The organism is Agromyces bracchium (assembly GCF_009709675.1).
GTDB lineage: Bacteria > Actinomycetota > Actinomycetes > Actinomycetales > Microbacteriaceae > Agromyces > Agromyces bracchium.
This window is the reverse complement of sequence record NZ_WMLB01000010.1, coordinates 97,021-110,849: the sequence shown is the minus strand read 5'-3', so window position 1 is coordinate 110,849 and position 13,829 is coordinate 97,021. Positions and strand designations below refer to the sequence as shown.

Annotated in this window: 9 protein-coding genes; 5 read left to right on the top strand and 4 right to left on the bottom strand. The window is 72.1% G+C overall.

What is annotated here, in order from left to right:
- Positions 1-135 precede the first annotated feature (135 nt).
- Together GJ743_RS03625 and GJ743_RS03620 are read left to right on the top strand one after the other, a co-directional pair.
- Positions 136-960 carry an alpha/beta fold hydrolase gene (locus GJ743_RS03625; RefSeq protein ID WP_155050574.1) on the top strand — a complete coding sequence of 275 codons (825 nt, stop codon included), beginning with the start codon at positions 136-138 and terminating at the stop codon, positions 958-960.
- A gap of 32 nt (positions 961-992) precedes the next feature.
- Positions 993-1,838 (top strand): alpha/beta hydrolase, encoded by an 846-nt coding sequence (locus tag GJ743_RS03620; protein ID WP_155050573.1) that lies wholly within the window; start codon positions 993-995, stop codon positions 1,836-1,838.
- Here the strand turns inward: GJ743_RS03620 and GJ743_RS03615 are convergent, their stop codons facing one another.
- Together GJ743_RS03615 and GJ743_RS03610 are read right to left on the bottom strand one after the other, a co-directional pair.
- Entirely contained in the window at positions 1,839-3,380 is a 1,542-nt protein-coding gene (locus tag GJ743_RS03615; RefSeq protein ID WP_155050572.1) for a multicopper oxidase family protein, read from the bottom strand. It lies immediately after the preceding gene.
- A complete protein-coding gene (locus GJ743_RS03610; protein WP_155050571.1) occupies positions 3,364-3,852 on the bottom strand; it encodes a hypothetical protein in 489 nt (162 codons plus the stop codon). The genes GJ743_RS03615 and GJ743_RS03610 overlap by 17 nt, the downstream gene beginning before the upstream one ends.
- A 199-nt stretch (positions 3,853-4,051) precedes the next feature.
- Between GJ743_RS03610 and GJ743_RS20080 the strand changes: the two genes are divergently transcribed.
- The 3 genes from GJ743_RS20080 to GJ743_RS03595 all read left to right on the top strand — a co-directional run bounded on the left by GJ743_RS20080 (position 4,052) and on the right by GJ743_RS03595 (position 11,639).
- Complete coding sequence (locus tag GJ743_RS20080; protein WP_155050570.1) at positions 4,052-6,196, top strand: ATP-binding protein; 2,145 nt, start codon at positions 4,052-4,054, stop codon at positions 6,194-6,196.
- Positions 6,189-6,878: a response regulator transcription factor gene (locus GJ743_RS03600; RefSeq protein WP_155050569.1), complete on the top strand. Its 690-nt coding sequence runs from the start codon at positions 6,189-6,191 to the stop codon at positions 6,876-6,878. The genes GJ743_RS20080 and GJ743_RS03600 overlap by 8 nt, the downstream gene beginning before the upstream one ends.
- A 165-nt stretch (positions 6,879-7,043) precedes the next feature.
- Positions 7,044-11,639, top strand: coding sequence for a family 43 glycosylhydrolase (locus GJ743_RS03595; RefSeq protein WP_155050568.1), 4,596 nt, complete (start codon positions 7,044-7,046; stop codon positions 11,637-11,639).
- An 84-nt stretch (positions 11,640-11,723) separates the two neighbouring features.
- Here the strand turns inward: GJ743_RS03595 and ectB are convergent, their stop codons facing one another.
- On the bottom strand, positions 11,724-12,998 hold the full coding sequence (gene ectB / locus GJ743_RS03590; protein WP_155050567.1) for a diaminobutyrate--2-oxoglutarate transaminase: 1,275 nt from the start codon (positions 12,996-12,998) through the stop codon (positions 11,724-11,726).
- 124 nt (positions 12,999-13,122) lie between these two features.
- Complete coding sequence (locus tag GJ743_RS03585) at positions 13,123-13,731, bottom strand: GNAT family N-acetyltransferase (protein ID WP_155050566.1); 609 nt, start codon at positions 13,729-13,731, stop codon at positions 13,123-13,125.
- Positions 13,732-13,829 lie beyond the last annotated feature (98 nt).

Below are 13,829 nucleotides of genomic sequence, written 5' to 3'. Positions count from 1 at the left end.
CGACCCGGTCACGACTACGAGCCCCACGTGGTTCGGGCGGGTGCGCGCCGGCGCGAGCATCGAGGCATCCGCTCGCACCGAACCGCTCGCACCCAACCGCTCGCATCGAACCTCGCACCGACCTCGGGAGACCGCATGCCGTACGTCATCGCCGACGACGGCGCCGAGATCTTCTACACCGAGTGGGGGAGCGCGGGCAGCCCGGTCCTCCTCAGCCACGGCTGGCCGGTGAACTCGGATGCCTGGGCCGCCGCCGCACGGTTCCTCGCCGAGCACGGCCACCGCGCGATCGCGCACGACCGCCGCGGCCACGGGCGCTCGAGCCGCACGTGGGACGGCAACGAGATGGACACGTACGCCGACGACCTCGCGTGCCTCCTCGACCACCTCGAGCTCTCCGACCTCACGCTCGTCGGCCACTCGGCTGGCGGCGGCGAGATCGTGCACTACCTCGGCCGGCACGGCAGTGCGCGCGTCGCGAAGCTCGTGCTCGTCTCGGCCGTGCCGCCGCTGATGCTCCGCACCGACGACAACCCGGAGGGCCTGCCGATCGACGTGTTCGACGGCATCCGCGCGGACGAGGCATCCGACCGCGCGCAGTTCTACCGCGACCTCGCCGACGGGCCGTTCTTCGGCCACAACCGCAACACCGACATCTCGCAGGGCACGCGCGACGCGTTCTGGCTGCAGTCGATGGCCTGCGGGCACCGCGCCGCGTACGAGTGCGTTGCGGCGTTCTCGGCGACCGACTTCCGCGACGACCTCGCGAAGGTCGACGTGCCGACCCTCGTGATCCACGGCGACGACGACCAGGTCGTGCCGTTCGAGGTCGGCGGCAGGCGCTCGGCCGCGATGGTCGACGGCGCCACCCTGCTCGTCTACGAGGAGGGCGCGCACGGCCTGCCCGACACCGATCGCGACCGGTTGCACGCCGACCTGCTCGCGTTCATCGACTCCTGAGCACCCGACACCATCCCGGAAAGGAACCCATCATGACCGACCAGACCACCCCCGCACCCGACGCCCCCGACACGGTCGTGCTCGTGCACGGCCTCTGGATGACCCCGCGCAGCTGGGAGGGCTGGAAGGCCCACTTCGAGGCGAAGGGCTTCACCGTGCTCACCCCCGGCTACCCGGGCTTCGAGATCGAGGTCGAGGCGCTCCGCGAGAACCCCGACGTCATCGCGAACCTCACCGTGCCCGAGACCGTCGACCATCTCGCCGGCGTCATCGAGGCGCTGCCGAAGCCGCCGATCATCATGGGGCACTCGTTCGGCGGCACGCTCACCCAGTTGCTCCTCGCACGCGGGCTCGGCGCCTCGGCCGTCGTGGTCGACTCCGCGCCCACCGAGGGCGTGCGGGTCACCCCGCTCTCGCAGGTGAAGTCGCTCTTCCCCGCGCTGAAGAACCCCGCGAACCGGCACAAGGCCGTCGCCTTCACGCCCGAGGAGTTCCACTACGCGTTCGCGAACACGCTCACACGCGAGGAGTCCGACGCGGTGTGGCAGAAGTACGCGATCGCGGCGCCGGGCAACTGGGTGTGGGCGTACGGCCTCATCGCGAACTTCAAGCCCGGTATGCAGGAGACCTGGGTCGACTACGCGAAGGACCGGGCTCCGCTGCTCTTCATCGGCGGCGAGAAGGATCACATCATGCCGCCGTCGGTGAACCGGTCGAACGCGAAGCACTACGCGAAGTCGCCGGCGGTCACCGAATACGTCGAGTTCCCCGGCCGCTCGCACTGGATCTGCGCCGAGCCCGGTTGGGAGGAGGTCGCCGACCACGCGCTCGAGTGGGCGCTCGCGCACGCGCGGCCGGTCACGGTCGCGACGGCCTAGTCAGTCCGGCCGATTGCCGGACTCGGGGCCGATCGTGAACGGGGTCGTGACGCCCTCGTACATCACGTGCGCGATGAGCCCGTCGACCGCGTGCTGCAGCGTGTGGCAGTGGTCGCTCCAGATGCCGGGGTTGTCGGCGATGAACGCGATGTCGTAGCTCTCGCCGGGGTGCACGTCGAGCGAGTCGACGATCCACGGGCTGCCGGATGCCGCGACGCCGTCGCGCGCGAGCACGACGACGTGGTGCCCGTGCAGGTGCATAGGGTGCACCTCGCCCGAGTCGTTGCGGATCCGCATCGCGACCACGTCGCCCTCGGCGACCTCGAACATCGGCACGTCGGGGAACAGGCGGCCGTTGATCGTCCAGAAGTAGCCCGGGCGACCGTCGATGAGGCCGGGCCGGCGGCCGATGGCGTACTCGTAGCTGCGGTCGGGCGCGGTGGGGTCGAAGTCGATCGCGCCCGGGTCGGGCGTGCCGTAGCCCAGCAGGTCGAGGGTCTCCGACGGCTGCGGGGCGGATGGCTCAGGGGCGGTCGGGTCCCCGATGAGGAGGCTCCGCGCACCGCCCGTGCGCAGGCGCAGCACGCTGCCGTCGGGCGGCGCCGTGACCGCGACATCCGCTCGCCCGCCGGCCGGCACCAGCAGGCGCTCGCCGTCGACGTCGGTCGGCCCGTTCACCTCGCGGCCGTCGATCGCGACGACGCGGAACGGCGACGACGCCCAGACGGCCGCCGTGCCGGAGTCGGTGTTGATCACCCGGACCCGGACGGTCGTGCCGGGCGCCGCCGCGACGCGCTCGTCGAGGGCGCGGCCGTTCAGCGTGTGCTGCCCGCCGTAGACGTGCAGCAGTGCGGTCACGTCGAGGTCCGCCGGGGCGGCGTCGGCCGGGTCGGCGCCGGCGGCATCCGCCGGATCGGCCGAGTCGGCCGGGTCGACCACGATCGCGCCCAGGAGCCCGCGGACGACCTGGTCGTGCGAGACCTGGTGGGAGTGGTACCAGTAGGTGCCCGCGTCCTCGACGACGAAGCGGTAGGTGAACCGGCCGCCGATGGGCACCGCGTCCTGCGTGATGCCCGCGACGCCGTCGGCCGCGTTCGGCACGTCGATGCCGTGCCAGTGCAGCGTCGCGCCATCCGCCACCGACTCGTTCTCGAGCGTCACGTCGACGAGGTCGCCCTGCGTGGCCCGGATCTCTGGGCCCGGCGAGGTGCCGTTCACGGTGAATCCCTCGACGGGGTGTCCGCCCTCGACCTCGATGGTCTCGGCGCGCGCGACGAGGTCGACGTGCACGTCGGCCGGGCGGTCGGGATCCGCCACGAGCTCCGTCACGTCGACCCCGCCGCGGGTTCCGAGGTCCGAGGCGGTTCCGGATGCCGCGGCGCCGTGCGCGTGCGCGGCGCCGCCGTGCGCACCGGCGCCCATGTCCATCACGGAGTACTCGCCGAGCAGCGTGGAACTCCACGCGAGCGCGCCGGCGCCGAGCGCGGTCACGACCGCGACGGCGACGACGCCGCACCGCAGGCGGTCACGCCGCGACGGCATCGGTGGTCGCCCCCTCGTCGGCGACCGGTGCGTCGGCGGCCGTGGCCGGGCGGCCGGCTCGCGCGCGCAGCGCCGCGATCGACGCGGCCGCGACCACCGCGAGCGCGTTCGCGCCGTGGATGAGCCCGAGGTAGGGCACGTCGGTGATCGAGAACCCGAGCGTGACCTGCAGCGCGACGAGGCCGAACGTGATCGCCGCCCAGAGCTTCGCGCCGCGCACGCGGACGAAGAACGAGACCACGAGCAGCACGAGCGCGACCAGCGGGATCACGATGCCGCCGACGAGGCCGTGGATCAGGAACCCCATCTCGCCGACCCCCGCGGCCTGGAAGCTCTCGAGCAGCGCCTTGTCGACGACGCCGCCCTCCGAGACGAGGTTCAGCATGCCGCCGAACGCGAACGCGATCGCGGCGGCCTGGACGACGACGGCGCCCGCGACGGTCCAGGCGAGGCCGGTGTAGAGCTTCTGCATGGTTCGACTCCCTGTTCGTGCGGGCCGCCCGGTCGCGGCATCCGCTCGAAGGACAGGGTTCTCGCACAGGCCGCACGCCGGATCGCGGGGAACCGGAGCCTGCCTGGCGGCGGCCCGCAGAACGGGTGGGGGCCAGCCTCCAAGGGCGGACGCGGAGGACCCCCTCCCGTGGAGGCGCCGACAGGAGGACCATGGAGTCGTGGAGCGCAGGTGGGTGTGCCTTGCCGTACTCGGCCCGATCGGCGTCGCGTCGCTGGTGTACGTCGTCGTCGTGCGCGGAGTCATCGAGGCGAACGTCGATCACGGCCTCGGCTGGCCGCTGCTCGGCATCCTCCCCTTCTTCGTCTTCGGGATGTGGCTGCTCACGGTGTCGTCGTCGCGCACGGCGGTGTTCATCGCGCTCGCCGCGACGGCGCTGCTCGCGGGTTCGGCGTACGAGACGTTCGTGCAGCGGAACGCGGAGATCGTCGCCGAGCCCTGGTTCCCGCTGTTCAACGTGCTCGGGCTGACGGCCGACGGGCTGGCCACGGCGGCGTTCCTCGTGGTGTTCGCGACCTTCCCCGACGGCGTTCCGGAGCAGCGGTGGCAGCGCGCGGTGATGCCCCTCCTGTGGCTGCCGGCCCTGGCCGGGGTGCTCACGCTCGTGACCAGTCCGTACGTGGTGACGTCGCCGTACCTCGGCATCAGCGGCGAGGCGATCCCGAACCCGTTCGCCGTTCCGTGGCTGGAGTGGGCGGCACCCGTGGTGTTGGCCGCATCGGTGCAGGCGTGGGTCGCGATGGCGCTCGGGCTCGCCGTCATCGGGACGCGCGCGCTGTTCGGAACCCCGGACGTGCGAGCCCGGACCCGCGTGATGGCGCTCACCATCGCGGCCTCCGGGGTCGCGTTCGCCCTCTGGACGTTCGTCCCGGGCTTCCCCGGCGTCGAACTGCTCGTGTACGCCTCGCTCATCGCCCTCCCGATCGCCGCGATCCACGGGATCTTCCGCTACGGCGCGTTCGAGATCGCGCCCGGCGATCGCGGCCGGCTCGTCGCGCGATCGTCGAACCTGCTCATCACCGTGGTCTACGCGGCCGCGGTCGCGACGCCGGCCGTGCTGCTCACGCCTCCGCTCCGCGCCGCCCCGGCGATCCTGCTGACCACGGCGGTCGCGGTCGCGCTGCTGCCCGTCCGCAGCTGGCTCCAGCGCCGCCTCCACCGGGCCCTGTTCGGCGACCGCGATCGCCAACTCGCGATGCTCGCCGACCTCGGCACGCAGCTCGAGCACGCCGGCGAGCCGCGCGACCTCCTGGCCAGGCTCGCCGAGGCGGTGCGCCTCGGGCTCGACGCGTCGTGGGTGCGCATCCGCACGTCGACGACGGATGCCGCGGCCGACCCGGACGCCGTCGGAACCGGCTACGGCGTCGCCGAGGCCCTGCCCGACGTCGTCGCAGGAGACGCCGAGGCCGGGACGCCGGGCCCGGTCGAGACGTGCGACCTCCTGCACGGCGACGAGGTGCTCGGGCGCATCGAGGTCGGTCCGCGCCGGCGCGGCGACTACTCGGAGGACGAGCGGACGCTGCTGCGCACGGTCGCCGGCCAGGCCGCGGCATCCGTCGCCACCCTGCGCCTGACCGCGCAGCTCGCCGCGCAGCTCGACGAGCTGACCGCTTCGCGCGAGCGGCTCGTCGCGGCGCAAGACGACGAGCGGCGCCGGCTCGAACGCGACCTGCACGACGGGATCCAGCAGGACGTGGTCGCGCAGATCGCCGGCCTCCGGCTCGCCCGCAACCGGCTGCAGCGCGGTGAGCTGACCCCGGCCGAACTCACGGAACTGCAGGACCAGGCCCGTGCCACGCTCACCGACCTGCGCGAGCTCGCCCGCGGCATCCACCCGCCCGTGCTCAGCGACAACGGCCTCGTCGCGGCGGTCGAGTCGGGCGTCGCGCGGTTCCCGATCCCGCTCGAGGTCGAGGCGGATGCGGCGCTGCGTGCGGAGCGGTTCCCCGACGACGTGGAGACGACGGCGTACTACGTGGTGCGCGAGGCGCTCGCGAACACCGCGAAGCACGCGCACGCGCGGCATGCCAGCGTCGCCCTGAGCCGGAAGAACGGCACGCTGCGCATCGCCATCAGCGACGACGGGTGCGGGATCGACGAGGCGGCGGGTGGGGGTGCAGAGGGAGCGAGCGGCGGACCCCCTGCGGCGGTGCTGCGCGCGTCGCACGGCGGACTCGCGAACATCCGCGACCGGGTCGCGGCGCTTCGCGGCACGGTGCGCGTCGGTCCGAACGACCCGGCGGGCACGCGCGTGCTCGTCGAACTGCCGGTGACCGACCGGGGCGCAGGGGCATCCGATGGATGAGGCCGGCACGCTCCGCGTCGTGATCGCCGAGGACAACTACCTCGTGCGAGAGGGCGTGCGCCGGCTCCTGGAGGACTCGGGCGAGGTCGACGTCGTCGCGTCGGTCGGCAACGGCACGGAGCTGCGCGATGCGGTGCGGCGGATGTCTCCCGACGCGGTGCTCACCGACATCCGGATGCCGCCGGGCCATCACATGGAGGGCATCGAGGCCGCGCACGACATCCGAGCCTCCTCGCCGGAGACGGGCGTCGTCGTGCTCTCGCAGCACGCCGACGAGAGCTACGCGATGGCGCTGTTCGCCGACGGATCGGCGGGGCTCGGCTACCTGCTGAAGGACCGCATCGGCGACCTCGAGGACCTCGTGCACGCGCTGCGCGAGGTGCGCGCGGGCGGTTCGGTCATCGACCCGCAGATCGTCGACACGCTCGTGCGGCGCCGCAGCGCGGCCGCGTCGAGTCCGCTCTCGGCGCTGTCGCCGCGCGAGCTCGAGGTGCTGCGCGAGATGGCGCGCGGCCGCACGAACGCGGGCATCGAGCAGGCGCTCTTCCTCTCGTCGTCGACCGTCGAGAAGCACGTCAACGCGATCTTCACGAAGCTGCGGCTGCCCGAGACGGGCGTGCACCGACGGGTCGCGGCCGTCCTCGCGTTCCTGCAGGACGGGAACGACTCGCCCGACGCCTGATGTGAGGGTTCACATCCGTCGTGCAAACCGGACGGATCTCCCCGGTCGCATCGCTTGTATTTTCGGGCTTCGCCCGTTGTGCAGGTCAATTGTGAGCGATAACATCACGCACTGACACTGTCTGCGACCCGGCCGCGATGCCGGGACCGTCCGGAGGAATGCGCGATGAAGCTCACCGTTCGACGAACACTGGCGGGGGTGACCGCGGCGCTCATGGGCGCCTCGGTCGCGATCGCCTCGACCCCGCCCGCGCTCGCCGCGGTCGACGACCGACTGGTCGCCCACTACGCCCTCGACGAGACCGCCGGCACCGTCGCGGCCGACCTCTCCGGCAACGGTCGCGACGCGACCTTCGCCGGCGGCCCGACGCTCACGGGCGGAGAGGGCGTGCGGCTCGACGGCGTCGACGACCACGTCCGGCTCCCGAACGACCTCCTCGCGGGCCTCACCTCGATCACCGTCAGCACCGACGTGCTCATCCGGTCGTCGCAGGCCACGCCGTACTTCATCTACGGCCTGGGCAACACCACCTCGGGTGCGGGCAACGGCTACCTGTTCTCGACGGGCAACGCGTACCGCTCCTCGATCGCCTCGGGCAACTGGTCGACCGAGCAGACGGTGAACAGCGGAGCGAACCTCGCTCGCGGGGTGTGGAAGACCATCACGTACACGCTCGACGACGCGACGAACACGGCCCGCATCTACCTCGACGGCGTGCAGGTCGCGCAGAACACGAACGTGACCATCACGCCCGGCTCGATCGGCGGCGGCGTCACGACCGCGAACCACCTCGGTCGCTCGGTGTACACCTCCGATCGGACGCTCGCCGGAAGCCTCCGCGATTTCCGGATCTACGACACCGCGCTCTCGGCGTCCGAGGTCGCCGCGCTCGCGCCGAGCGCCCAGACCCGGGTGGACCGCGACCTCGCCGTGCTCGACCTCGGCGACCTGTCGGCGGTCGAGGCGGATGTCGCGCTGCCGACGAGCGGCGTCAACGGCTCCGCGATCTCGTGGGAATCGAGCGACCCCGCGGTGATCTCCGCGACGGGTGCGGTCACCCGCCCCGCGGCATCCGCCGGCGACGCCGCCGTCACCCTCACGGCGACGCTCTCGTCTGGTGATGCGACGGCCACCGCCGCCTTCGAGGCGACCGTGCTCGCGGAAGCCGACGACCAGGGCATCGTCGACGAGGCCGCCGCCGCACTCGAGGTCGTCAACCTCGACGACGTGCGCGGCAACCTGACGCTCCCCGGTGCCCCGGCCGGTACCGGGATCGCGTGGTCGTCGTCCGACCCGTCCATCGTCGCGATCGACGGCGTCGTGGACCGGCCCGCCGTCGACACCGAGGTCGTGCTCACGGCGACGCTCACCCGCAACGCGGCATCCGCCACCCGCGAGTTCACCGCGACCGTGCGCGCGGCGATCGACCTCGACCCGCTCGAGGGCTACGCGTTCGCCTACTTCACGGGCAACTCGCTGGCGGGCGAGAACATCTACTTCGCCGCGAGCGAGGGCAACGACGCACTCGACTGGACCGAGCTCAACGGGGGACAGCCGGTGCTGACGTCGAAGTACGGCACGAAGGGCCTGCGCGACCCGTTCCTCATCCGCTCGCCCGAGGGCGACACGTTCTACCTCATCGCGACCGACCTCTCGATCGGCAGCGGCACGAGCTGGGATTCCTCGCAGCGCCAGGGATCGCAGTACATCGAGGTGTGGGAATCGCACGACCTCGTGAACTGGTCGGAGCAGCGGCACGTGAAGGTCTCGCCCGACACCGCCGGGAACACGTGGGCGCCCGAGGCGTACTACGACGGGTCGATCGGCGCGTACGTCGTGTTCTGGGCGTCGAAGCTCTACGCCGAGGACGACCCGGGCCACACCGGGAACACCTACAACCGCATGCTGTACGCCACGACGCGCGACTTCGTCACGTTCAGCGAGCCGCAGATCTGGCAGGACGGCATCTCGCGCATCGACTCGACCGTGATCAAGGCCGGCGACACGTACCACCGGTTCACCAAGGACGAGGGCGCGGGCACCACGGGCTGCAGCGACATCATCCAGGAGACCTCGACCGAGCTGCGCGCACCGCTGACCTCGTGGACCATGATCGACTCCTGCATCGGCCGTGACGCCGGCACGAGCGCGGTCGAGGGTCCGACGGTGTTCCAGTCGAATCCCGGCGACGTCAACGGCGAGAAGACCTACCTCTTCGTCGACGAGTACGGCGGCCGCGGGTACATCCCGCTCGAGACCGCCGACCTCTCGAACCCCGACTGGCAGGTCTCGCCGCAGTACGACCTGCCCGCGAGCCCGCGCCACGGCACCGTCGTGCCGATCACCGCGGCCGAGCTCGAGCGGCTGCACGACGGCCCGCCGCCCGTCGAGTCGAACGAGGAGGGCGAGATCGTCCGCTACGACTTCACCGACGGCTCGGGCACGGTGCTCGCCGACCGCTCCGGCAACGGCAAGGACGGAACGATCGTCGGCGGCGCCGCCTGGCAGGACGGCGGCTCGCTCCGCCTCGACGGCTCGGACGACTACGTCGACCTGCCCGACCACCTGCTGACCGGCGTCGAGGATGCCACGATCGAGGCCGAGGTTCGGATCGACCCCGCGCAGTCGGGCAACTACTTCATCTACGGCCTGGGCAACACGGATGCCTCGGGCGTCGGCAACGGCTACCTGTTCACGACCGGTGACTCGGCGTATCGCACGAGCCTCGCGACGGGCAACTGGTCGACCGAGCAGACGGCGAACGCAGGGACGGCGCTGCCGCGCGACCGCTGGGTGCACCTGACCTGGACGCTCGAGGGCACGACGGCGACGCTGTACCTCGACGGCGTGCAGGTGGCCAGGAACCCGAACGTGACGAGCGACCCCGGCGACATCGGGGGCGGCAGCACGTTCGCGAACTACCTCGGGCGCTCGATGTATGCCGCGGACGGGCGATTCCGCGGCGAGTTCCGCGAGTTCGCGCTCTACGACCGCGCGCTCTCGCCGAGCGAGGTGCTCACCCGTTCGGGCAACACCGGGGCGCTCGCCGGCGTGACCCTCGCCGAGCCCGACGCGCTGAAGATCGCCCCGATCGTCGACGCGACGGCCCGCACGGTGGTGTTCCCGGTCGTGCCGGGTACGGATGTCTCGGCGCTCGCCCCGGTCTTCGACACCGCCGACGGCGTGACCGCCTCGCCCGCCGCGGGCACCACGGTCGACCTCGCCGATCCCGTCGAGGTCGTGCTCACGGCGGCGGACGGCTCCGCCGCGACCTGGACGTTCGAGGCCCGCGTCATGGCGAGCCCCGTGCTGCCGGGCCTGTACGCCGACCCGAACATCGCGGTGTTCGGCGACACGTACTACCTGTACGCGACGAGCGACGGCTACGCGGGCTGGGGCGGCAAGGACTTCTACGTGTGGACGTCGAAGGACCTCGTCGACTGGGAGCGCTCGGCGGAGCCGATCCTCACGCTCGACGGCGCGAACGGCGACGTGCCGTGGGCGACCGGCAACGCGTGGGCGCCGACGATCATCGAACGGGACGGGAAGTACTACTTCTACTTCTCGGGTCACAACGCCGAGCTCAATCGCAAGACGATCGGCGTCGCCGTGGCCGACGACCCCGCGGGCCCGTTCGTCGCGCAGCCGACGGCGATGATCACCAACGGCGAGGCGGTGAAGTCGGGCCAGGCCATCGACCCGGCCGCGTTCCGCGACCCCGTCACCGGGAAGCACTACCTGTTCTGGGGCAACGGCAGCCCGGTCTACGCCGAGCTGAACGACGACATGGTCTCGATCAAGCCGGAGACGATCCGGACGATGACCGGGCTCACGTCGTACCGCGAGGGCTCGTTCGTGAACTACCGCGACGGGCTGTACCACCTCACGTACTCGATCGACGACACCGGCTCGGAGAACTACCGCGTCGGCTACGCGACCGCGACGAGCGTCGACGGTCCGTGGACGTATCGCGGCGTCATCCTGCAGAAGGACCTGTCGCTCGGCATCAAGGGAACGGGCCACAACTCGGTGCTGAACATCCCCGGCACCGACGACTGGGTGATCGCCTACCACCGGTTCGGCATGCCGGGCGGTGACGGCACGCACCGCGAGACGACGATCGACCGGCTCGAGTTCGGCGCCGACGGGCTCATGCAGGTCGTGACGCCGACGCTCGAGAGCGTCGCGCCGCAGGCCGTCGTCGACCCGGAGCCGCTCGGCGTCGCGATCGGCGGGCTCGCCGAGGTCGGGCAGACGCTCGAGGCGGCGGTGTCGGAGCCATGGTCGGCGACGGCGTATCGCTGGCTGCGCGACGGCGAGGCGATCGAGGGGGCGGATGCCGCGACATACGCGCTCACGGCGGACGACCTCGGTGCGACCGTCTCGGTCGAGGTGACCGCGTCGAAGCCGCTGTGGTCGCCCGCGACGGCGACCGCCGAGGTCGGACCGATCGAACCGGAGCCGACGGCGCCGGCGCAGCCCGACGCCCCGACGGTCACGCGAGGCGCGTCATCCGTCACCGTGCACTGGACCGCACCCGGCGACGGCGGCCGGGCGATCACCGGCTACACCGTGACGCTCACGCCCCGCGGAGACGACCAGCCCGTGGTCGTGAAGGAGGTCTCAGGCGCCTCGGTGATGGTGACCTTCAGCGACCTGCAGACCGGTGCGAAGTACCGCGCGACGGTCGTGGCGCACAACGAGATCGGGTCCTCGCCCGAGTCGGCGCCGTCGGAGGAGGTGCAGGTGCGGAAGAAGTAGCGGATGCACGAAGGGAGGGACGGGCCGGCGGGCCCGCCCGCCCTTCGGCGTTCGGCGTTCGGCGTTCGTTGCTCGGGCGCCCGATCAGCCCGCGAGCACCGCGGCGAGGCTCTCGCGCACGATCGCGAGGCCGCGTCGGAGCTCCTCCTCGGTGATCGTGAGCGCGGGCAGGAACTTCAGCACCTCGTCGTGGGCGCCGGAGGTCTCGATCACGAGGCCCCGCTCGAACGCCGCCTTCGAGACGCGGCCGGCGAGGGTGCGGTCGCCGTCGCAGGCGATGCCGTAGAACAGGCCGCGACCGCGGACGACGAAGCCCTGCTCGGGGTGCTCGGCGGCGATCGCGTCGAGCTCGGCGCGGAGGAGCGCCGACTTCGCCGCGACGCCGTCCATGAACGCGCCGTCGGCCCAGTAGGTCTCGAGTGCGACACGTGCCGAGACGAACGCGAGGTTGTTGCCGCGGAAGGTGCCGGTGTGGGCGCCCGGCTTCCAGACGTCGACCTCGGGCCGCAGCAGGACGAGCGACATCGGCAGGCCCGAGCCCGAAATGGACTTCGAGACCGTCACGATGTCGGGCACGATGCCCGACTCCTCGAACGCGAAGAATGCGCCCGTGCGGCCGACGCCGGCCTGGATCTCGTCGAGGATGAGCAGGATGCCGCGGGCCTCGGTGATCGCGCGCAGGCGCTGGAGCCAGCCGGGGCTCGCGACGTTGATGCCGCCCTCACCCTGGACCGCCTCGACGATGACGGCCGCGGGCAGGTCGAGGCCCGAGCCCGGGTCGTCGAGCATGCGCTCGAAGAGGTCGAGCGTGTCGACGTCGGGGCCGAGGTAGCTGTCGAACGGCAGGCGCGCGACGTCGTCGAGGCCGACGCCCGCGGCGGCGCGGTAGTGGCTGTTGCCGGTCGCGGCGAGGCCGCCGAGGCTCAGGCCGTGGAAGGCGTTCGTGAACGCGACGACGTTCGAGCGGCCGGTCGCCTGGCGGGCGACCTTGAGGGCCGCCTCGACGGCGTTCGCACCGGTCGGGCCGGTGAACTGCAGCTTGTGGTCGAGGCCGCGCGGCGCGAGCACGAGGCGCTCGAACGCCTCGATGAACGCCTTCTTCGCCGAGGTCGCCATGTCGAGTCCGTGGATGATGCCGCCGCGTTCGAGGTACTCGATGAGCGCGGCCGTGAACGCGGGGTTGTTGTGCCCGTAGTTCAGCACGCCGGCGCCGGCGAAGAAGTCGAGGTACTCGCGGCCGTCGGCGTCGACGAGCGTCGAGCCCGCGGCGCGGTCGAACACGGTCGGGAACGCGCGGACGTACCCGCGCACCTCGGACTCGCGACGGTCGAAGACATCCAGGGCGGTGGCGCTGCTCATGGCAGGGCGACTCCTCTCGAGGAACGGGACGGTGAGATGAGACTACGTGCTCCGCCCGGGAGTCCCGTGCACGGGGCATCCGTCGTCATCGCGGGCGACTCGACGAGCCGGCTCGCACCCGTCGTCAGATGTCGATGCGCACGACCGCGCGGCGGGTCGTCGGGCGGCCGACCTCCCGGAAGCCGGCGTCGCGGAACATCCCCTCGGTGCCGGGGTGGAACTCCTCGAGCAGCGCGTTCGCGGTGGTGATCGGGTACCCCTCGATCGCGCGGGCGCCGCGCTCGCGAGCGAAGTCGACGGCGGCGCGCGCGAGCGCGGACGCGACGCCCCGCCGGCGGTGCCCCGCGCGGGTCACGAAGCACGTGACGGCCCAGACGCCCTCGTCGGCGCGGTCCTCGTCGCGCGCCTCCCACGGCACCTTCTGGTTGCGCAGCATGCCGTGGTACGCGGGTCGTGGCTCGACGGCGCACCAGCCGACGGGCTCGCCGTCGAGGTACGCGAGGAGACCGGCGGTCGTGGGGGAGTCGGGCCGGTCCGAGCACGCCTGGACCCTCAGCCGGTCCGCGCGCTCCTCGGCGGGGAACTTCGCGAAGGCCTCGCCGGGGTTCAGCTTGTACCGCTGGCACCAGCAGCGGCGGGATGCCGCGGCGCTGCCGAGCACGGCCTCGAGGTCGCGCCACGGCGCCTCGTTGGCGGGGATGACGGTGATGCCGTCGTCGTCGGTCTCGGCCATGCGCCCAGTGTGCTCCGGTGGTGCGGAGGCGCGCCACCGGGCGGCGCAGGTCCGGTCGGATGCGTCCTGCCGGATGCCCTGGAGTGAACTCCTGACGG